Source organism: Schlesneria sphaerica, from assembly GCF_044336245.1.
Classification (GTDB): Bacteria; Planctomycetota; Planctomycetia; order Planctomycetales; family Planctomycetaceae; genus Schlesneria; species Schlesneria sphaerica.
The window spans coordinates 7,068,703-7,090,767 of the sequence record NZ_CP172346.1; the positions used below are offsets into that span (position 1 = coordinate 7,068,703).

Annotated in this window: 14 protein-coding genes; 3 read left to right on the plus strand and 11 right to left on the minus strand. The window is 56.1% G+C overall.

The features are described 5' to 3' along the window. Positions 1–298: 298 nt before the first annotated feature. The 3 genes from ACGY09_RS25285 to ACGY09_RS25295 form a co-directional block, all read right to left on the minus strand. The gene (locus ACGY09_RS25285; protein WP_373652194.1) at positions 299–1,102 is read right to left on the minus strand and encodes a ThuA domain-containing protein; all 804 of its coding nucleotides are present in this window, start codon (positions 1,100–1,102) and stop codon (positions 299–301) included. 125 nt (positions 1,103–1,227) lie between these two features. Continuing rightward, complete coding sequence (locus tag ACGY09_RS25290; RefSeq protein ID WP_373652193.1) at positions 1,228–1,656, minus strand: DUF5658 family protein; 429 nt, start codon at positions 1,654–1,656, stop codon at positions 1,228–1,230. Between the two features lie 93 nt (positions 1,657–1,749). Next, on the minus strand, positions 1,750–4,902 hold the full coding sequence (locus ACGY09_RS25295) for a LamG domain-containing protein (protein ID WP_397569938.1): 3,153 nt from the start codon (positions 4,900–4,902) through the stop codon (positions 1,750–1,752). 500 nt (positions 4,903–5,402) lie between these two features. Here ACGY09_RS25295 and ACGY09_RS25300 point away from each other — a divergent pair, with 500 nt between their 5' ends. Then, positions 5,403–6,179 carry an ATP-binding cassette domain-containing protein gene (locus ACGY09_RS25300; RefSeq protein WP_373652191.1) on the plus strand — a complete coding sequence of 259 codons (777 nt, stop codon included), beginning with the start codon at positions 5,403–5,405 and terminating at the stop codon, positions 6,177–6,179. Beyond that, positions 6,169–8,334 carry an ABC transporter permease subunit/CPBP intramembrane protease gene (locus ACGY09_RS25305; RefSeq protein ID WP_373652190.1) on the plus strand — a complete coding sequence of 722 codons (2,166 nt, stop codon included), beginning with the start codon at positions 6,169–6,171 and terminating at the stop codon, positions 8,332–8,334. Before ACGY09_RS25300 ends, ACGY09_RS25305 begins: the two co-directional genes overlap by 11 nt. A gap of 300 nt (positions 8,335–8,634) precedes the next feature. Here ACGY09_RS25305 and rpoN read toward each other — a convergent pair whose 3' ends face one another. The 6 genes from rpoN to ACGY09_RS25335 form a co-directional block, all read right to left on the minus strand. After that, positions 8,635–10,119, minus strand: coding sequence for an RNA polymerase factor sigma-54 (rpoN, locus tag ACGY09_RS25310; protein WP_373652189.1), 1,485 nt, complete (start codon positions 10,117–10,119; stop codon positions 8,635–8,637). Between the two features lie 221 nt (positions 10,120–10,340). Next, complete coding sequence (gene recR, locus ACGY09_RS25315; protein WP_373652188.1) at positions 10,341–10,964, minus strand: recombination mediator RecR; 624 nt, start codon at positions 10,962–10,964, stop codon at positions 10,341–10,343. A 36-nt stretch (positions 10,965–11,000) separates the two neighbouring features. Then, positions 11,001–11,354 (minus strand): YbaB/EbfC family nucleoid-associated protein, encoded by a 354-nt coding sequence (locus tag ACGY09_RS25320; RefSeq protein WP_373652187.1) that lies wholly within the window; start codon positions 11,352–11,354, stop codon positions 11,001–11,003. Positions 11,355–11,359: 5 nt separating this feature from the next. Beyond that, positions 11,360–13,144, minus strand: coding sequence for a DNA polymerase III subunit gamma/tau (dnaX, locus tag ACGY09_RS25325; RefSeq protein WP_397569939.1), 1,785 nt, complete (start codon positions 13,142–13,144; stop codon positions 11,360–11,362). 92 nt (positions 13,145–13,236) lie between these two features. Then, positions 13,237–14,361 (minus strand): cyclic dehypoxanthinyl futalosine synthase, encoded by a 1,125-nt coding sequence (gene mqnC / locus ACGY09_RS25330; RefSeq protein ID WP_397569940.1) that lies wholly within the window; start codon positions 14,359–14,361, stop codon positions 13,237–13,239. Positions 14,362–14,610: 249 nt separating this feature from the next. Beyond that, the gene (locus tag ACGY09_RS25335; RefSeq protein ID WP_397569941.1) at positions 14,611–15,423 is read right to left on the minus strand and encodes a menaquinone biosynthetic enzyme MqnA/MqnD family protein; all 813 of its coding nucleotides are present in this window, start codon (positions 15,421–15,423) and stop codon (positions 14,611–14,613) included. A gap of 221 nt (positions 15,424–15,644) precedes the next feature. Between ACGY09_RS25335 and ACGY09_RS25340 the strand changes: the two genes are divergently transcribed. Then, the gene (locus ACGY09_RS25340; protein WP_373652183.1) at positions 15,645–16,958 is read left to right on the plus strand and encodes a homoserine dehydrogenase; all 1,314 of its coding nucleotides are present in this window, start codon (positions 15,645–15,647) and stop codon (positions 16,956–16,958) included. A gap of 214 nt (positions 16,959–17,172) precedes the next feature. Here the strand turns inward: ACGY09_RS25340 and ACGY09_RS25345 are convergent, their stop codons facing one another. Next, positions 17,173–18,585, minus strand: a complete 1,413-nt coding sequence (locus ACGY09_RS25345; RefSeq protein WP_397569942.1) for a hypothetical protein — start codon at positions 18,583–18,585, stop codon at positions 17,173–17,175. Positions 18,586–18,999: 414 nt separating this feature from the next. Further along, complete coding sequence (locus tag ACGY09_RS25350) at positions 19,000–21,732, minus strand: beta-propeller fold lactonase family protein (RefSeq protein ID WP_397569943.1); 2,733 nt, start codon at positions 21,730–21,732, stop codon at positions 19,000–19,002. Between the last annotated feature and the right edge of the window lie 333 nt (positions 21,733–22,065).

A 22,065-nucleotide genomic window follows, 5' to 3' on the forward strand; every position in this document is an offset into this window, starting at 1 on the left:
AACCTAACTGCTTCGAGAGGCTACAGGATCGTCGTTAATATTCTGTGAAGAATAGCCTTGCGGACAACATTTGTGCCACCGGAGCGAGACGACGATTCCAGAGATCGGTGGCAGCTGATGGGACTGTTGTTCACCGATCGCGAGTCGTGGTGACGTGATTGTTATGGTCGATTGTGAAATGAGTTACAGCAAATTTGCGACTCGCAGTGTGCGGAATCAACTGGATTGACATCCGGAAAGTGAGTCCACAGGCGCGCAAAGTCGAACGCCTGTGGACCCTGGTAAAATCCTGCTTCGCCTATTTCTTCTTCACCGTGACCAGTGGCTGCAGGTATTCGGGATTGAGCTTGTCGCAGGACCACAGCAAGCCTCGTGTGACGAGATCGAGATATCGATCGTCACCGACCGTCTCAGAATTGTGACCCAGTGTTGTGCTGAAAACGCGGCCCTTCCCGTACTGATTCGTCCAGACAACGACATAGTCGTCCACCTTGGTGCCGATGTCCTGACGTCCACGGGCCAGTGGCTTGGCCGTGGGGAACAGTTTCAGGTTGTTGTAGAGCTCCTCGTTAATTGTGGTCCAGTTTTGCAGTGTCACTGTGATCGGATGGTCGCGTTCGACGAAAGTCACTTCGATTGGCTTTTGGGGGCCGTGGCCTGACGACTGAATTCCGACGAACTGGAACCAGTCATCCTTTCCGGGCAGCCGGTAGCTGTGCATGGCACAGTGCAGGTTAACGGCGGGCAATCCATTTCGATGAGCTCGCAGAATATTCTCGACATACTCAGGTTCGGTCACGTCAGACGAGCACTCGTCGTGCAGGACCACATCGTAACCCTTGGACCAGTCTTTATTGTCATACAGGTCGAAACGGGCTTTGGTGCTCGTGTCATCAGTATGAATTTGAGTCACTTCCACATTGGCTCGGGCCTCGATTCCTTTCTTGAGCAGGTCTTTCTGGCCCGCATAATCGTGGCAGCAGCCACCGGTCACCAACAGGGCCTTCAATGGCTTAGGACGGTTTGCCTCCTGGGCAATCGCCGGGACTGCAGAAACGATACAGGCGAGAAAAAGGGAAGCACTGGCAAGACGACGGTTCATCGAAGCGACTCCTGATTCGGATCGAAATGGACTGGGGAGTAATTCAAAGGGGGAAATCCGATGTTGGACCAAGGCACATCGTAGACAAGTCTTGGCCGACTTGCCTCGATCACGTCATGATTTTTTCAGGCCCACTGCCGAACGACGAAGAAAGCGACTTCAGTGTCGATTTCGATCGGAATGGTCCGATGTCGAAAATGAAGCCAGACACTGTAGATCACTACCAGACCGACAATGAACGTCGCCACTTCAAGCACCTGTCGGGCGAGCTTCGAGTTGTGTCGAGCGACGAATTGGGTGATCACACAGACCAGTAGTGTCATCGCGGCCTTGAAATAGGCCATCCCCTTGAGGCCCCACCGATCGAGGAAGTAGCCCGCGAACGGATTGGACTCGACGAACCCGCCATCTCCCCGGGTCAGCAGGTGGTACGTCATTACCACGTCGAGAACGCTGACAATGACCAGAATTAATGTTTCCTGCGGATGCTGTAAGTCCCACTGCGGTTTAGGGGTCACAGTGCGGTGCGGCCTCGATTCATTTCGTGTCCTCATTTCGCTGTAGTCCGGCAGGTTCGTTCTAAAGGGAAGACTTTCTGGATTCGGATGAACCCATCCCAGTATCGTCCTGCGGCGTCGATTCTTCGTCTAGGGGACCGCCTGCAGGTTGACAGGGATTTCGGGGACTATGAGGTTGCCTGCAGTAGTCACGCGAAGTTTGACGTTGGGAAGATCGGTCTGATTAGTCACTTTCGGCCCCCGAACGACGACCGAAAACGTCTCTTCATTCCCGGGCACATTGGCCGTCTGTGCCGTGTAACCGGCAGGAAGTCCACCAAGGGCGACTTCGACGGGCATGGTGAAGCCGGCTGCTCGCTGAAGGACTCCGGTGATTCGATGATCTGTTTCCCCCACGACGGAAAGAGTCGCTTCGTCGACTTTGGGAGCGACACCCGTTTGTATTTCTGCAAGAAATGTTTGGGAGAACGCGGTTGCGGTAACCCTGTCTGAGTAGGCGTGAGGTGTGGCTTCTGCTCGAACGGTAAAGTTGATGGCCGGTTCCACCGCATCCATTGGTACGGATAACTTCAGTACCACGGTCTGGTCGTCGCTGGAGTCCAGAAATGCGGGTGCGATCGAGACTTGTGGGAATGTTCCCGCAGCAGGGTTATTGGGATCGCGTCTGCGGGCTGGTTCCGTCGAGTCGAGTGACAGCCGGACGGGCAGCGTTGCTGTTGCGTGCTCGCGGCTTCGCTGGACTTTGACCGGAAGATCGATGGTCGTTCCTCGATACAAGACCTTCGGCAGGTGTTGAAGTTCAACAGACAGTCCTGATGCTGGTGTGGTTGCGACTGCCAAAGTGTCTGCGAATGCTGGTGCCAGCGAACCGGTCTGGAGTGTTGCCGTCCGGCGAATCGGCGGCGACAGGTCAACTGATTCACCGACGATTCTCAGGAGGGATGGGTGTGCAGTTTGTCGCGACCCGCTTCGCACAAGTCGCAGCAGCATCTTCCCCTGGTGGTTGGCAACGATCTGACTGGGCGAGATCGTGACGGAATCGTCTCCAACGGCGCTGAGCTGGATAGGCCCCAAGTACCCAGCGCGATTAACCTGCAATTCGATGATGGCCGAGCCGTCTTCGGGGATGTTGACGGTGGGAGTGTTCAATTGAAGAGAAAACCGAGGCAGGTCGGCTGGTTCAATGACCACTCGATAGAATGCCCGCGGGTCACCTCTCCCGAACAGGTCTCGAATCCTGAGCTGGATTTGATTGGTTCCCTGCGGAATCGAGTAATCCAGAATCAGGTCTCCGCTCGTGGGCTGATCACTTGTCTGAGCCAGCAGATTACCGCCGGCACCGTCGACAATGCTCATCTCTCCCTGCAAAGTGGAGCCGAGTGTGTCGGTCAGTAAGGTAAATCGGAGTTTCTGACCGGGAATCACATTGAGCGTGAAACGATCCATCTCTCGCTTCTGTGCCACCCGGCCGCTAATTCCTACGGAAGGGTGGTCTGTCTGAGTGAAGTCGACAGCGATGGGAGGCAGCGGATCACCCGAAGAACTTTGAGGTTCGGCATATTCGGTCCCCTGACTCAATCCCATCGCGGGGAGGCTTCCGCAGAACAATAAATCAGAGTCAATCGAGAAGAGTCCAAATCTGCTTTCTGCGGGTGCAGTCAGCTCACCCCGTACTCGAACTGAATTGCTAAAACCAGGACCGATGGGCTCCACTTCCATTTTGCCGAGAGAACCAGCGGCAGGGAGGAGACCGTCTACGAGTTTCAAGTCACCTACTTTCAGCCGAAAAACGCTTGAACCGGGAGCATTGAAGGCCAAATCGTGCAGCTCGATGGAATAGATGCCATCCGCCGTTAACGTGTACTCGATCCGTGCGTCACGACGGAGTGGGCTTTGTCCCCAGCCGATTGTGAGCGGAGCACCTTTGGGTGACTTCAATTCGAGAACGGGATTGGCGGCTCCCCCCAACCGCTTCAATTCCACATCGGCGACGATCCGTTCCCCAGTTTTACCGGCGAAGTACACCGTCTGCTGCTGCCCACCCGAGAGCGTTCCAAAGAACGCCGCGGGCAATGTCGCTGGCTGATCGATGGAACTCGCTAACGGAACCTGGGGAAGCCGATCAAGGGCGAGTACTGTTGAGGAACTCATTCCCACTTGGGATTTCACCCAGAGTGGATACAACCCCGGAACCGTCTTGGAAGGGACAGTCACATTCAGAACCAGTCGCTCGGGCGTCGATTCTTTCGCGATGTCAAAACGAACTTCCGGTAAAGGAAATGCCACGCCCGGTGCAGGCCCCAGATTGCTTCCTTCAACGATCAGCTGTGTTGTGTGACCAATTTCGAGGCCCGGTTGCGAAAGGCTCTTAATCGCCGGCAACGCGGCGGGAGCAGGACGATCAGCGGCGATAAGCTCATCGACGTTATTCCCCGCCACTTCGACGAACAGTTGTTTGACTTCCTCTGGCGACAGCGCGCGGGGGAAGATGCGGACGTCACCGATGACACCGCTTGTGTACTCACCATGGACTTCGCTTCGACCAATCGTCAGAGGCAGACTGCTGAGTAATCCTGCGAGATTGACGTCCAGCGTCCATGCTTCATGACCAATGACAATCCCGCGGGAGACCCCTTTGGGGACCAGTGGCTGTCCGTTGACGAAATACTGGATTCGAACGTCATCCGCATCGGTGTCGGCGTCTTCACCCGGGGCATCTCCTGCCGTATACGTGGCGGTGATGTAGGTCAGCTTGCGGATCGGTACCGCCGCTTTCGAACTGTAGCTGGCAACCCGATAATCCGTGCCATCGTGGATGTACACCTGGAAATTGTCGGCGGGCATCTGGAAGTTAATGCCATAGTTTGTCGAAAACTGACCGTCCGCTGTGCCTCGTTTTGCGAACAAGCCATGATAGTTCGGTTCGGCGGCATCGGTCAGATTCACGAAAAACATCGAGACAGTAATACCGACGGGAGCATCGACGTCAGGGCTGTCGGCGATTTCGATGAACTGCTGCCGTGCAGCGTCGAGTTGCAGCGCCTTCTTCCCCTGCTGATTCCAGAAGGGACTGGGGACACGGACGGGCTCGTTCATCACCGATCCCTGGTCGTGCCCATGCCCCACGGTTGCCCGATCCTCAGCAGCTCCGCTCGTTTCTTCGAATGTAAAATGAACGACGGCTTGAGAGGCAAGTCGGGAGGCAGCCTCTTGTGCGAGACAGACGTCCATCCCCATCAGAAGTGGCACAACGAGAATCAACCGACGAACGTGAGTCATCATGCTCTGGCAACCTTCGAGCGAAATCTAGTGCAGGCGAATGGCAAATCGGGATCAATTCTAGACGTGCATCAAACCGATTTGAAAGCGCCTGTGCCAGCGTAGATCAGAATATTTTGATTGATTCGCGCCCCCGCTTTCGCAGAGGTATCCCCCAGGGACGTCACCCCGCGGGAAAAGGTTTGTCCTTATATTATCAGAGTGCGGAGGACCTGACTGGGCGATGTTGCAGGGAGAGACACCGGGCTCTTCGCAATTGGCTGGTGCCGGTACGAGTACAGGTAGACATTTTGTCACTGCAGATTCAAACTTCGTCGTACCCCTGCTTTCTGCCGGCTCTGGGAAGGAACTCGCTGCGTCCATGCGGAACAGACGAGCAGAATCTGCGCAGACCGCATTCCCAAACAGACAATCTTCAATATTCGACTGTTTTGGACGTTCGCTTAGGCTTCCATCTCGCGGTATGATCTTGCGTTCCCCGCCATCTCTTCTGCGGACAGCCGATGATTACCGTCAATCAATTGACTCGCCAATTCCATTCCAGCGGCAAGACTTTGACTGCCGTTGATCGGTTGTCGTTTGAAGTTCGGGCGGGTGAGGTCTACGGTTTACTGGGGCCGAACGGAGCGGGAAAAACGACCACGCTTCGCATGATTCTGGGACTGCTTCAGCCTACTGGCGGCGATGCGATCGTTGACGGCTTCCGCGTGACACAGTATCCGGATGAAGTGAAACGCCGTATCGGACTTGTCTCCGCAAGTGCAGGGCTCTACCAGTGGCTGACGCCCCGGGAAATGCTGCTGTTCTTTGCCGATCTCTACAGTGTGGAACCACGTTTTGCACGTGATCGACTTGAGTCGCTGGCCGACCTGCTGGATCTTCGCCGCTTTCTGGACCAGCGTTGTTCCACACTCAGTACCGGGCAGAAGCAACGCGTCACGCTCGCTCGTGCATTGATGCACGACCCCCCGATCATGTTGTTGGACGAACCGACCCGCGGTCTGGATGTCGTCGGGACTCATATCATCTTCGAGTACATCGGCCATCTTCGTGCACAGGGGAAAGCAGTCGTCATTTCCACCCATCGGCTGGATGAAGCGTCGCAAATCTGTGATCGGATGGGACTGCTTCATCGGGGTTCGATGCGGTACGAAGGAACCTTCCCTGAACTTCAGGCGGCGACTGGCAGTGTGAGCTTGTACGAGATGTTTCTGAAACTGATGAAGCAGCCCGATCAGATCGGGACCGGACTGAACGAGGAAACCCGCAATGACCGTTGAGTCTCGGAGGTCACGAGCACCGGAGTCGACCTCGTCGCTGCGCTGGTGGCGAATGGCGCAGAAGGAACTGAGGGAAATCCTGCGCGATCGGCGCACCATTATCACGTTGGTCGGCATGCCCCTGCTGATCTATCCCCTCTTGGGGGTGACGTTCCAGAAGCTGTTGTTCACACAGGCCGCGAAGAAAAATGCCACCGAATACCGAGTCGCATTCGCGGCCGAAAAAGACGCCCGCATCTTCCGTAGACTGTTCGACGAATCGGAAATGCTGCAATCGGAGCAGTCCGGCGAAGTTGTGCCACTGAATCGTCGTCCGGCGGGAACGATCGATGATCCCATCTGGCAATTCATGGTGTCTAATGACAAGTCGGCGACTGTGGACGTCAATGCATTGGTTGCAGACCGAACCGCCGATGTCGGGGTCCGCCTGAAGGAAGGGGGGGACGAGGGCCCCTGGAAATTTGAGCTAAGTTACCGGGCAGAATCTCCCTACAGCCTCGATGCGCGGCGGATACTGGAAGAACGGATGCACCTGGCGAATGAGATGCTGGTGCTGAAGCGACTCCGCGAGCAGAATCCGCCGCTGAAACTCCCGGTTACGACATCGCTCAAACCGATTGCTACGGAAGAGTCAGCGGCGCCGTTTTCCATCGCGACGTTGATTCCACTGATCCTGATCCTGATGACGGTCACGGGGGCGGTGTATCCCGCGATCGATCTGACCGCAGGGGAACGTGAGCGAGGGACAATGGAAGCTCTCATCTCTGCTCCTGTCCCCAGGCACGAACTGCTGTTTGCCAAGTTCATTGCTGTGCTGACAGTCGCGTTGCTGACGGCCGTGGCGAACCTGGTTTCCATGGTCATCACAGCCTATGCGGGGGGGATGGAGCAACTGCTGTTTGGCAGCGGTGGAATTACTCTGCGGATGCTCGTGCTGATATTAGGACTTCTGGTGGTCTTCGCCGGCTTCTTTGCGTCCGTCATTCTGATTCTGACTAGCTTTGCTCGCAGTTTTAAAGAAGCGCAGGCCTATCTGATCCCTGTCATGCTGGTTTCGCTGGCTCCGGGCGTTCTGTGTCTGTTGCCTGGAATGGAGATGACAGGCTGGACGTCAGTCACACCCCTGGTCAACATCGTGATTCTGGCGCGGGACATTTTTGATGGTCGGGTTCAATCGATCTGGGTGTTGACGACCCTGTTGTCGACCGTCCTCTATTCAGCTGTTGCGCTGGCCGCGGCAGCGAGAATTTTTGGTACGGACGCAGTCTTGTACGGTAGCGAAGGGAATTGGGCAGACCTGATCCGCCGACCGCGCACTCGCCGACCAGCGGCGTCACTGTCACAAGCAATGTTCTGTCTGGCGGTCATGTTTCCTGCATTTTTGATTCTCAAAGGGATTCCCGGCCGACTGTTCGTTCAGTGGATTGAAGGCCGCTTGATTGGGAACGCCGTCCTGACAATTGCCTTGTTCGCAATCGGGCCGCTGCTGCTGGCACGCTGGACCGGCGTCGACTGGCGGCGAGGCTTCCGTTTGAAGGGGGCCCCCGCCGCTACCTACGTGGCCACCGCTTTGCTTGGACTGTCGCTGTGGCCCTTTGCCTACGAACTCGAGTTACAGACGATTGCACCGGATCAGTTCCAGGCGATGCACGAACTCTTCCAGCAAATTAAGGCTGCTCTGGATGCAGTTCCCCTCCCCGTCAAACTTGTCACCACCGCTCTAGTGCCGGCGATTTGTGAAGAGTTGTTTTTTCGAGGTTACCTGCTGACAGCCCTCCGCACCGGAATGTCGACAGTGCTGGCGGTCTTACTTTCGAGTTGTCTGTTCGGTCTGTTTCACGTGATCGCGATGAACTCACTGATGTTTGAAAGATTTGTACCCACCTGTTTTCTGGGACTGATCCTGGCCTGGATCTGTGTGCGGACGGGAAGCACGTACCCCGGAATGCTGCTGCACACACTACATAATGGCCTGCTTCTGTCATTGTCCTCATTTACCCGAGAGCTGACTGCCCTGGGTATCGGTACGGAGACGCAGGAACATCTACCAGCGAAGTGGATTCTCACGGCGTCCGTGATGGTTGTCACCGGCCTCGCCATCCTGGTTCTCAGCACTCGCCGGCCAGTGGTCGTAGCGGCGCCCGCTCAGTCATAACACGGTCGTGATTTCACGGTCGACAGTAGCGCTGCCTGATCGTGCGGAAGCGCTACCGCGTCGTCAGCAGAGCCAGACACGCTTCGTTAAAGGGGAGTTGCTGAACCGTTTTCCCGGCCGCTGTCTTCTCAGCCCGATGTGATGATGGGTCGCGCGCCCCTCAACAGGGACTGAAACAGAGACGTTCGATTCGCACTCCAAACCCCAGCACCGCCGCTCTGCGGGAAGCGAACGCTCCCCTGCCCCACGGTATGGCATTCGTACTTCAGGCCGTCCGGGATGTTCGAGTGCCTGTACAATTCAGTACGCGCGACGCTGACGTGAAGAAGGAATATCAAGTGCTTTGCGGTACTTGGTGACGGTTCGACGTGCCAGGGTGTAACCAAACTTTGCCAGCTCATCCACCAGTGCATCGTCGCTCAGTGGATCGTTTTTATCTTCGTTGTCGACAATTTCTTTGAGCTTGATGCGAATGATGTCCCAGGCAACTTCCTCGCCGCTCTCCGTAACCGTCCCCCCGCCGAAGAATTTCTTGAGCGGGTAAAGTCCACGAGGTGTCTGGATCCACTTGTCGTCGACTGCGCGAGAGACCGTGGTCACGTGGACTTTGACGACGTCTGCAATTTCCTGCATTTTCAACGGGACGATCGCTTCGGGACCATATTCGAGAAATGCGGTCTGTTTATCGACAATGGATTGCGCGACCCGCTTGAGCGTGTTGTGTCGTTGCTCGATGCTTTCGATCAGCCATTTGGCCGAGTCGATTTTTCGCTTAATGTATTCTTTGGTCTTCTGGTCGGTGCCGTCTCTAAGGATCTGCTGGTAATGCTTGCTGATTCGCAGGCGGGGAGTGTACTCGTCGAGCACGCGAACAACCCACTTGTTGTCGCCGTTCTGTTCAACAAACACGTCGGGCGTCACGGCTTGAGCGGGCCGAGCTTCAAAACCTCGTCCTGGAAAGGGATTCATGTGCCGCAACTCTTCAATTGCGGCTTTGATCGTTTCAATTGAATAGCCGGTTCGGCGTTCGATCAGAGGCAGGCGATTCTGAGCCACGTCCTCAAGGTGTGAGCCGATCAGAGTGGCGAGGACATCTCGGTAGGGCATATCGTCGCGGAGCTGAAGAAGGAGACATTCCTTCGCGTCACGGGCACCACATCCGAGAGGGTCGAGTCGCTGGACCAATTGCAATGCGGCCTGTGCGTCGACATCGGCGATGGACTTCCCATACGTTTGAATCAGGTCGGGCAGGCTGCTGGGAAGTCGGCCATTGGGATCCAGATTTTGTATTAGAAACTGACCGAAATCGCGTATTTCCGCCGGGACACTGAAAAAGCCGAACTGCTCGAGCAGGTACTCATGCAGCGATTGCGGCTTTTCCGCGACATTGGAAATCATGTCATGTTGTCGGTCGCCATCCTCTTCCATGCGGTTGGACGAAGGTTTGCTGCCCGACGTGTAGTTGTCTTCAGGCCACTCCTGCGACATTTCGAGCAGTCGTTCGAAGTCGGCTTCGTTGTTATGAGCCGTGTCGACCTGAAGTTCCTGTTCTGCAATGTTCTTTTCAGATGCTTCTTCCCGTGCCTCGGCAATATTGTGCTGTAGATCGGGCGCGTCGCGATCGGCCGCCCGCATCTCCAGGCAGGGATTTTCAGCCAGTTCCTGCTCGATGCGCTCATCCAATTCCATGGTCGGCAATTGGAGGATTTCCATCGACTGAATCATGCGAGGAGCCAGCTTCATTTGCTGGCTCATCTTCATCTGATGTGAGAAGTTCAACTGCATTTTGTGATCTCAATCGATTGGCAGAGTGTCTGCGGGGCAGCGGCAGTCAACGACAGGATGACTTGAGAATCGCGTGGATTCAGGGTCATTGTTGCGACTTCCGCCTTCCCGACGTCGTGCTTTCGGATAGGGCTGTCTGCGTTTCTAGGGCGTTTGTCATTTCAATTTTTGTCGAACCTCCTTCAAAGCATGCCCTGAAAAACCCTGTCAGCGAATTCGTTCTAGAATGACTGTCTGCCCCGAATGGCGTCCGCCAGCATCTCTCGGTTGGCGAACTCCAGCACGCTGCCCGAGGCAATTCCTCGGGCGAGCCTCGTAATTTTGACCGGGTCATTCGCGAGCAGATTCGAGATGTATAACGCGGTTCCATCCCCTTCGAGTGTCGGGTTGGTTGCCATCAAGATCTCGGTGACCCCCCCCTGCCGGACACGTTTCACGAGTGCGGCGATGTTGAGGTCATCAGGCCCGATTCCATTGAGTGGGGCGAGTCGACCTCCCAAAACGTGATACACCCCATGGAAGATCGAGGCTGCTTCCAGAGCGAGCAGATCGCGTGGCTGCTCCACCACGCAAACGGTGTGCTGGTCGCGTCGTGGATCATTGCAAATGGCGCATGTGTCACCCTCAGTCAGGTTGAAGCAGATGCGACAGGGACGAACCATCAATTTGACCTGACGGATGGCTTCGGCGAGCGCATTGGCTTCCTCTTCACCGCAGTCGAGCAAATAATTCGCAAGACGTTCTGCTGATTTGCGCCCGATACCTGGCAGGGTCGCAAGTCGCTCGATCAGATTCCCGACGGCAGAACCATAGGGATGTCGTGCCTGCTCCTCACCTCTGGCCATTCAATCACACTCCTTCGACGTCACGCGACCACCCGGTTACTTGCCAAATCCCATACCGGAGAACGCGTCGCCCATTCCTGGCAGATTGATTCCGCTGGTGATGGCGCTCATCTCTTCCGCCTGCTTCTGCATGAGCTTCTCAAAAGCCTGATTGGCCGCGGCAACGATCAGGTCTTCGACCATCTCTTCATCACCCGACTTAAACAGGCTGGGATCAATTTTACATTCGATCAGTCGCATCGTGCCGGCGACAGTGACGCGAACCATCCCCGCCCCCGCCTCACCGTCGCACTGCAGATTCGCCAATCGCTCTTTGGTCTCGGCGATCTTGCCCTGCATTCCTTGCGCTTGCTTCATCAGCGAAGCGATCTGGCCAAGTTCCTTGAACATTGTTCTTACTCCGGTGCATCCTCAGTTCGTTCGTCTGTAGCTTCCGCAACCAACTCTTTGACGCTCCAGCTTTTGACCCCGAAGACTTCTGTGATTTGCTGGATATATGGGTCTTCTGGCTCGTCAATCACCTGGTTTCGACTCACGGCCGCGACTGCAGCAGTTGGTTTGGCTGCGGTTTGCACTGCTTCGCCTGTCCGGAACAGAATCCGGACCTTTTGACCAACTAATTCTGCAACAATGGCCTCAAGCCGATTGACTGTGTCAGGTCGGTCTAACGCTTTCCGATCCAAATCATAGTTGATTGGGACGCAAAACTCCAATGTGTTTGGCCCAATAATTGCTATTGATGGGATTCGCCGGACCGATGCACCGACAATATCATTCATACGGTCCGCGATCAATGATTGCAACTCTTTTTCACAACCGGATTTAAGTTCGAGGACCGCAGGCGTCTGTACGGCTTCATCCGTTGTAACTTCTGCCACCGCTGGTGGCTGACTCTCCACCTTGGGCGGGTTCAAGTCATTTTTTTTTTCCGCGGGACCAATATTGGTTGATTTTGGGCCAGGCGGAAGAAGAGGCCGATCGGGAGGACTGGCAGGGCGTTCAGCAGTAATTCTAGTCGTCCTTGGCGGAAGGGGAACCCCCTGCCCTCCCTTGAGCTGCGCAATCAAAGTGTCCAGTCGGTCCAGGTCGGCCAGAAACGAGATGCGAACGAGCGCCAGTTCCGCCAGCGCGCGTCCGTATGAGACTCGCTGCATCCGTGCCTTGGCCTCTGCCAGGATCTGCATTGCGGCGGCAATCGTCTGAAGTCCCCAGGCACTGGCCTGCCGGTTGATCGTTTCGCGGCTGTCATCCCCGACACTCAAGAGGGGAACTTCTGCGGCGCCGCAAGCGGCCACCATCAGATCGCGGAAGTAGGCCACTAACTGGTCTGTAAACGCCTCGAGCTGCACCCCTTCCTTCACAGAATGCTCAAGTCGGATCAGGACTTCGTCCTGCCGTCGCTCAATCAACGCATCAACCAGGCCCGTCAGACGATCGTCAGGTGCCGTCCCCAGCAGGCGATGCACATCCGCGCTGGTGATATGTTCTGATCCGAAAGCCAGCAGTTGATCGAACAGAGACTGGCTGTCTCGCATCGATCCTGCAGCTCGGCGGGCGACTAGTTCCAATGCCGCTTCATCAACCTGAAAGCCTTCCGCCTCGGCCAGTTGTCGCAAGCGCATCGTGATATTATCGGTAGAAATCGTTCCGAAGTCGAAACGCTGACAACGCGACAGGATGGTGTCCGGGACTTTGTTCGCCTCTGTCGTACAGAAGACGAACTTGACCATCGGAGGCGGCTCTTCCAGCGTCTTCAGCAACGCGTTGAAGGCTTCTTTGGTCAGCATGTGGACTTCGTCGATGATGTACACTTTGTACTTCGATCTCATCGACTTGACGTTCACATTGGCGCGCAGCGACCGAATGTCATCGATCCCGCGGTTTGACGCGCCGTCGATTTCAGAAACATCGACGTCCTGTCCCACCGAAATCCCACGGCACTGCTCGCACTCATTGCAGGGGACGCCGTCTTTAAGGAAAGGACAGTTCAGGGCCTTCGCAAAAATGCGGGCCATAGACGTCTTGCCGACGCCGCGAGCGCCTGTAAACAGGTAGGCGTGGGCAACCCGACCTTCCTGGATGGCGTTGCGCAGTGTCTGAGCAACTCGTTCCTGCCCAACGACTTCAGTAAAGGTCTGGGGCCGGAATCGACGTGCGAGGACGGTATATTGAGATTGCATGAGGCTTCTCGAGGCAGGTTCTTTGTCAGGTATCCGGACCACATCATATCCGAGATGCCGCTCGCAAAGAACCTGTGAGTCGCCTGTGTGTTTTACCTCAGGACTGGAAGCAGTTCTGAGGTTTTGTTCGCGACGGCGGCCGGTTCTTCATCGATGTACTGGTAGTAAACATTTCGCTGGCGAGGGATATATCCCGCATCGCGAATCAGGCGCTTGATCGTTTCCAGGGTCAGGTGGTGCACTGTTCCCGCTTCGGCAACCACGTTTTCTTCGATCATCAGCGAACCCATATCGTTCGCCCCGAAATGAAGGGCCAGCCCACCAATTTTTTCGCCCTGGGTCACCCAGGATGACTGGATGTTCGGGAAGTTGTCCAGGTACAACCGCGCGACGGCTTGAGTCTTGAGGTACTCATACGAACCCACGGGTGAAATGTGAGCCATTTCCGTGTTGTCCGGCTGGAATGTCCAGCAGATGAAGGCGGTGAAGCCGCCGGTTTCGTCCTGAAGTTGTCGCAGTCGCTCAAGGTGTTCGATCCGTTCCGCCAATGTCTCGATGTGTCCAAACATCATCGTGGCCGACCCCTTGCCTCCCAGCAGATGCCATTCACGACAGACGTTCAGCCAGTCGTCGGTCAGGCATTTACCGCGCGTCATGGCCTTACGAACTCGATCGACCAGGATTTCGCCCCCACCTCCGGGCAGACTTCCCAATCCAGCCGCCTTCAGTCGCTCCAGCACGGTTTTGACCGGGAGGCGTGTCAGTTTGTGGATTGCGTGAATTTCAGGAGGGGAAAAGCAGTGCAGATTGACCTGGGGGAATCGCTCTTTGAGCGACCGCAACAGATCTTCATACCATTCCAGCGGCAAGTCGGGGTTCATCCCCCCCTGCATCAGGATTTGGTCCCCCCCCAGAGCGACAGTTTCTTCGATCTTCTTGAAGATGGTTTCTTTGTCGAGAACGTAGCCTTCAGGGCTCTTGGGTTTCCGGAAGAATGCACAGAAGTCGCAGACCGCCGAGCAAACATTGGTGTAATTGATGTTGCGGTCGATATTGAAAGTGCGGAAGGGCTCTGGATGCCGGCGTCGCGTCACCTGATTCGCTGCTTCACCGATCGCGACCAGGTCATGTGACTCGAGAAGTTTCAGCCCTTCCTCGGGTGTGAGTCGTTGCCCCGCCACGGCCTTCTCAAGCAATCGATTTACTTCAGCTGACACATGATCCCTTTCTTCCGCGATAAAGTTTCTGACTTGCGGTCTGGTCGTCTCGATCAAGGGCGGTCTTTCGCCCGGATGGGTTTAATCCCTCTCCCGCACGTGGTTTCCTGTGCGCGAGACGCTCAACTCATTCTGCCTTTGCGTGGTTCTCGATACCCGGACGCTTCCGCGATCGGGAATTCCCGTCCCGCAATCTTGTTACCCGTCTACAGTCGCCGCCATTTCCCCGTTCTGACCAGGGAATCGCATTCAGCTTCGAAAACGGAGCTTTGCACCTTTTGGTGCCAGCCCCAGTCCGGTGGCTAGTTCGTAGAACGTCTGCAATCCACATCGCTCTGCATTCCCCAAGTGAAAGTGCAGATTCTCTGAAAGGTAATTGAAGGTCGTCGGAAATGTCAGTCCCAGCGCCTGTGCTTCGCGTTCTGCAATCTCGCGTAACCGTTCAACACCCCAGTCACGTGATTGACAAAGCGCTTGCTGGATCTTGTCGACATCCCCGGCCGGAAGCTGCTGGCGGCGATTTGACAGCCACATGGCGAACACAAAAGGAAGACCAGTCCAGGCCAGCCATTCTTCGCCGAGATCCCACGTATTGAGGAAGGGTTCATTCGGAGGAAGGATGGCACGATCACCGATCAGCAGGATGGCATCCGCTGTCGTGTCTTGCGTCTGATGATTCAGCGGCAGCGGTTCAAGCTTAGGCAGAACGCCGTGTCGTTCCGCCAGCATGATCCGGGCAAGCGTCGCACTGGTCCGGGAGCCCTCGTCGAGAGCCAGGGACTTAATCTCTCCCCACGGGACGCGTGTATACAGCTTCACACTTAACACGGGACCATGGGCGGCCACACAGGCATCCGAGAGGATCTCGTAGTCACCCCCGCGAAAATATTCGATACTGGGAACCAGGGCTACGTCGAGGCAGCCCGAATCGAGATAGTCCGATAAACGGCTGGGAAAATCGAGGTGGATCCTGGTGTCGGGCAGAAGTTCTGCCAATCCTTCCACCAGCGGTTTTGAGTTCAGATACGTGACCGCTCCGATACTGACAGCCGTTTCCGACATCTTCGTTCCGTGAGTCCGTTCCACCGGCAGAGTCCGCGGTACCGGGGGCGTGTTTCGTGCTGGCGGGAGTGATATTCGTGTATTCATGATTTTGTCGTATTGGTAATCCCTCAAGTCGGCGATTAGGATGCGTCATCTATCGCGTCTGGCAATGAGAGAACCGTTCTTCGACGCTCGATTTAACGGGTGGCGTGAGAAACGACAAGTTCGGAAAGCGTTTTATGACTTCGGCTTTGCAAATTGGCATTATCGGATTGGGCAACGTCGGAACCGGCGTCGCCAAAATTTTGACTCAACATCCCGACCGGATTCGACAACGAGCGGGCAGACCTATCGAAATCCGCCGAGCCGTTGTTCGGGACCTCCATCGGTCGCGGGAAATTGATCTGCCGCAAGGGGTTATCACCGATCAAATCGAATCGGTCATCCATGATCCCCAAATTCAGGTCGCTGTGGAACTGATGGGGGGGATTCACCCCGCCAAGGAAGTTGTCCTCGCCTTGCTGGAGGCTGGCAAAGACGTGGTGACGGCGAATAAGGCCCTGCTCTGTGAGCATGGCGATGAAATTTTCGCTGCTGCAAAGCGTTTTGGCCGAACCGTTTGCTTCGAAGCGGCCGTCGCCGGGGGAATTCCGATTATCGCCGCGGTCGGGCAATCGATGGCTGCCAACCAGATCATGGGGATTCAGGCGATCCTGAATGGGACCACCAACTACATCCTTTCTGAAATGTTATTTCGGGGACAATCGTACGACGACGCCCTGAAGGACGCGCAGAAGCTGGGGTATGCCGAAGCGGATCCCACTCTTGACGTCAATGGAACCGATGCGGCGCAGAAACTTGGGATCCTGGCGCAGCTTTCTTTTGGTACCAAAGTGACGGCTTCGGAATTCCACGTCACGGGCATCGACAAGCTGGAACAGGTCGATATCAAGCATGCCAAGGACATGGGGTATGTCATTAAGCTGCTTGCCAGTGTGAAACTGGTCGATGGAAAGCTGGAGATGAGTGTCCGTCCGACGTTGATCAAGAACGATCGGCCTCTGGCGCAGATTCATGGTCCTTTCAACGCGATCCTGCTGGAAGGAGACGTCGTTGGGAACGTCTGGTATTCTGGACGTGGCGCAGGCCAGCTTCCCACGGCCTCTGCAGTGACTGCCGACATCATTGACCTGGCGATTGGCCGGGCGCAGTTGACTTTTGCTCAACTGGATCTCTGGCGGGACACGCCCGAATTCCCTCTGATCGACGGGGATGCGGCTTCAAGTCGTTACTTCCTGCGCTTGTCGGTAGAGGATCGCCCGAATGTCATGGCTGAAGTCACCGGGATTCTGGGCCGACATGGCATCAGTCTGGCAACCGTGATTCAGCCGGAAGCCCCCGAAGTCGACGACGAATCCAAGGCTGTTCCGATTGTCCCGTTGATTATCATGACCCACAGAACAACAGCCGGGTGCCTCGCGGCCGCAGAAAGGGACCTTGACCGCCTCGGTTCTGTCAGGTCTCCGCGAATGGTCCTGGCCGTAGCGGATTAGTCGTCGCAGATGAAACGGTTACCGAGGGAACGGAATGCCTTACGGCACACCCTCCACGGAAGTTCCCTACGCGGCGGCGGTGGTCCGATGGAATGTTCATCACGCGTTTTGTGCCTTGCCGTCCAGGTCGCCGCAATAACGCGGTGATCGGGACTTGCCGGGCGAACGGCCTGACCGCGTTCATGTCCGACTGTCCCGTGGCCGGTGAAGCTCTTCACGCGTTGCGATACGGAGCACCGGGTTTGAGTTCGCGCCAGGGTTTTCCGGTCTTGTAGTGTTGAAGTCGCACCTGGCAATCGGCTACGTCCGTTGGGGGGGCATGTTCCAGAGCTTCCTCGGCAAAATTGCAGGCGAGTTCAAACTCACCTTTCTCGGCATAGGCTGCCGCAAGCGTACCGAGGCAGAACCATTGCGAATAACCGACGCGTTCACAGGCTTCTGTGGCGATTTCGACAGCCCGCTTCCCGTTCCGGAATTCATCCTGAGGAGAGGTTGCAAGGATCCAGGCGAGATTGTTTCTCGCATTGAAATCGACTGAATTCAGGGCAATCGATCGCTCGTAGTCCGAGATGCACTTTGCGATCTGGCCAATCTGATAGAAGGCCACTCCGCGATGGAAAAAGGCTTGTGACGATCCCTTGTTCAGCTCAATCGCCCGATCGAAGTCTGAAAATGCCTTGGCGATGTGGCCCTGCTCCAGGAAATAGGCCCCTCTCGCTACAAACTGGTCGGAGTGGGCCGGTACGGGCTTCCACGAGCCTGCTCCCAGGAACTGAGCCGCCAGGTTGGACAGGTCCACCCCCAGAATTTCCTCAGCCGCGGATTCTCCTGCGTCTTCAGCGCTCGCCGCCGCGAGGAATTCGGGGAGCTTTTCCTGATGGTCCGCGACAAGCTGACGAAAAATGGCTTGGGCCAGTTCGTAGCAATGGCGTTGTCCTTCGTCTGGCGTGTGGAACCCGCTTCCCCACCAGAACTGACTCAACGAGTGTTCGCGCCAGTATTTCCTGAGATCCGCGATCTCCTTTGGTTTGAGTGAAAACCGGGCCCACGGAGCGACCGCTGCTTCTTCCGCCAGTTGTGTAATCCCTTCTTCCAGCCACTCAGGTAGATGGTGGTCACTTAAGCAGGCATGCGCAATCTCGTGCAGCATTGTCCTTTGCAAATCGTCGAGGGGTTGAGGACGGAGTACCACGTGCACGTAATCGTGACGAATACAGACTCCGCCTGATCGAACCGATTCCATCGTGGGATCGAAAGGGGAGACGTAGCGACAGTATGCATCATCGTCCCCGAACAGAATGATCACGAGCGGGCCTGTCTGGCTCTGGCGAGCCAGTCTCCCGAGTAGCGCTGACATCTCCTGCAGGCTTGACTCCGACAGATCAAAGAGAGAAACCGCTTCCTCAAGATCATCCGGCGCGAACAGAATCAACTTGTCTGAGTGAATTGTGCGATAGGCACCTCCCAGCGCCTGATCCATACTCTCGAGCCAGTCGTGTGCCAGCGTTGACCACGCACGGGTCCGTTCAGCGACGGGGACATTTTGCTCAACCCAGTCCCGGACCAGATCCCAGTGGACCCGAGGGAGATGAAACGCGCGAGGGATTTTCGAGAGGCTGATGCCCATAACTCATCTTTCGTAACAGCATTCAGAGAAGTCACGCACGAAGTTCAGCTTGGGTGACGCAGGGATTATCGCTCCGCCAATGGGACGGACTGGATGGAAACGCAATTCCAGCCCGCATCCGCACTCTCATCCCGTGGCCAGATCCGAGAGGGTAACTGCATCAGAAACCCGGATATCATTTGAGGGAAGCATCAGGCCCGACCGCCCACGTCAATTTCTGCCGGGAGGACCATTCGATCTGAGATAAGCATCACGTGCGAATGCGTGGCCGCTCGCTTTTGGCTACGGAAACTCCCCTCTCAACTCGTTCATTTCTGCATGAGTGGTGCCCGAATCGAGAAGTTGCTGTGAAGCTTGGTCCGAACCTGCAACCGTTCGTCCGCTCTGGAGGCACCACACCTGGACGGGACGATTTTAGTCGTCGTCGTCATCATCTTCGACCAGGGTCACTGCCCACTCTGGATACGGGACTTCTGTTCCTTTCTGTGATCGCCAGAGGATGCGGTTGAGAACATCTTCTGGCGCCTTGTCGATCTCGCGGAAATTCAAACTGGCGGACTCGATCGCGTCATCCCGCAGAATGGGATTTCGAATCGCGTTCGGTTTCGGGTTCATCTGGTCCAGCGGCACCTTGTTCGGAACTGCGGTGAAAGGAGTGAAGTCGGCAGTCTCGGTAAAGCAGTCAAACATCGGCGTGGCGCTGGCATCAAACTGGTTCATCGGCGGCAGCCCGAGAATCTGTTCCATCGTTCGCAGAATGCTTGTGGTATTGTATTGCGTGCTGATGACTTCGCCTCGCTTGGCGTAGGGGCTGATGCAGTAGGCCGTCGTGCGGTAGCCACTGACGTGATCCCAGCCATTTTGAGGATCGTCTTCAATTCCGAAAATGGCCATTTCTTTCCAGAAACGCGAACGACTTAAACCCTCTACGATATGGGCAAACGCCAGGTCGTTGTCCGCCATACATGAGGCGGGGGTCGGCGATCCGGGCGACGTTCCGCTGGTGTGATCATTCGGAAGGCAGATAATGACGAGCTGTGGAAACGTCCCTTCGGCCTCGTACTTTTCAAGCTCTTTCAGAATGAAGTCTGCCCGGTACTGGTCGGGGACGGCCATCTCCCAACCGACGTAATCTGTCGGTGAGAACGGGCGGATCGATTCGATCCCGGGTTCGCTTTCGAAGATGACTTCCTTTGACTCCCCTTTCCAAGTTCGGTAGCAGGCGAGATAGTCAGGAACCCCCTTCTTCTGAGGATCGCTCCAGCGGACCTTCGGCATCATGAATTCGCCGTAGTTCCGAATCGAGATGCCATGGGCCAAAGCGTTGTCCCAGAGGAAGCCGGCGGGTGAGTAAGCAATCGCGTCAATGTCATCGATACCCATCCCGTCGGGGTAGCTCCGGGGAAACCCGGCAAAGCTTTTCTCCATGTAATCCGTACTGAATGCCGTGGTGCTCCACTGGTGTCCATCGGCACTCAGAATTCCAGAGCAGTAGGTATTGTCGAGCAGGACAAACTCACGCACCATCTTGTGCTGATTAGGAGTGATTTCTTCACCGAAGATGCAGAGATCTGCACGGCCGACTCCTTTGTCGAGTGCTCCGAAGACCTGGTCATACGTCCGATTTTCTTTGATGACGTACACGACATGTTTAATCAGACTCGGTTCGCCGATCCGCTCTGGAACCGGCCGAGGCAGTTGATCGGGACGCGCGGGGAGAGCCGCCTGAGCGATCGCGCCTCGGCGCATGTTTCGAGCTGCCAGTTCCGACAGCAGCGTCAGTTGCTCGTCGTCCGGCAATGGCATCAGCGAGAGTGACCCATGATAATGATGCGTATTGTAGCCCTCGGCCCCTCCCGCCTGTTTTTTCGGTGCCATTGGCAGTCCTTTAATGTTGGCACAGTAAAGGGCATTCCGATGTGGATCAAACACCACGGCACCGGGAAACCAGCCGACCGGTATCAGGCCCGTCAGATGGGTCTCTCCTTTGTCCTCCGGATCGAATTCGATGACGGCAATCGAATTCTGGGTGCCGTTCGCGACATACAAGGTCTCTCCTGAAGGATGAAATGTGATTGCGTTGGGTGAGGCTCCGAACAGATCAGATGGCTTGGCCTTGGCCCAGACCGTTTCAATCACTTTCTCTTCAGCGACATCGATGATGCTGAGATGGTCGCTTCCTGCATTGGCACAGACGACGTAGTGACCGTCCGGAGAGACTGCCAGGCCGCTCGCGTGCAGACCGACAACCAGTTCCGTTGTCTCGGGTTCGCCATTCAACTTCACGATGCTGACCGAGCCTTCGCTGGCGATGTGGCGAACGGGATCGACCCGAATTTCTGTTCCTCTGCCCGCAGGCCCCTTGGGGTCGTCGGGGCCAGGGCGTCGTCCGGCCCAATTACTGACGAAGGCCTTGTGACCGGCCAGAACCACGTCATACGGAGCGGCCCCCACCTCGATGCTGCGAAGTGTCTTGCCAGTCGCGAGTTCGATTTCGTGCAACTGGTTCGACAGGTTGCCGCAAACATAAAGCTTCGATCCGTCAGGTGTGATGGCTAATCCACTGGGAATCTCGGCACGGCGTCGCGGTGCATTGGCGGGGGGCAGCGGAATTGTATGCGATGCCTTGACGCTGGGGGCTTCCGTCCCCGTCGCTTCACTCACGGTGAAGACCTTGATCGAGCCGTTCACATTGCTGAGGAAAATTTGCTTACCGTCTGGAGAAAAGATCAGGCCGGTGAAGCTGACCTGACCCCCTCGATCTGGAGCAAGAATGTTGGGCGAAACAACATCGGCGGGCGGTTGCTCCTGTGCTTCATTCGGGAACAGGACTCGCTGCAGGATTTGTCCTGATTCGGGGGCGATGACGATCAGTTCACTCGATTTTCCGGATGCGACCAGCAATGCACCGTCAGGAGACAGTGCCAGGGCCTGAGGCCGAAGTCCAGCCAACTCAACCTGCCGTCCGAACGGGGTCAGCAACTGGTTGACCGGGGTTACGATTGCATCTTCCCGCGTTCGGCCGACCCGGTCTGTGGTCGATTCAATCGCGGCGTCTTCCGTCGAGGAATCTTTCGCACGAAGTGAAGGGGAGGAACCCAATATCAACAAACAGCCCAGAACCATGATCCATCGCATCGAACTCATTCAACGGCCTCCTGTGCGTCCGAATCGGTTGAATAAATGAATTGCTCATAGCAGAGGGAAGTGGACCGTTTGAAATTGCCCGTCGCAACCTAACGCTCCACTGCGGCATGGATCCGGAGAGATCCCCACCGGCAAGCTAACAATCGCTGAGATCAAATGAAATCGAATGCGATCAGGAGTTTCCCGGAGCTGGCCTGAATGATCGATCAGAAAGACTGACCAGGTGACTGCCAACATGGCACGAAACATGGCACGACCACTGCTTCGTTCGCCGGAAAACAAATTTGGGGTCACGAAAGTCACGAGCCGTCGCGGATGGGATAGAACTGTCGT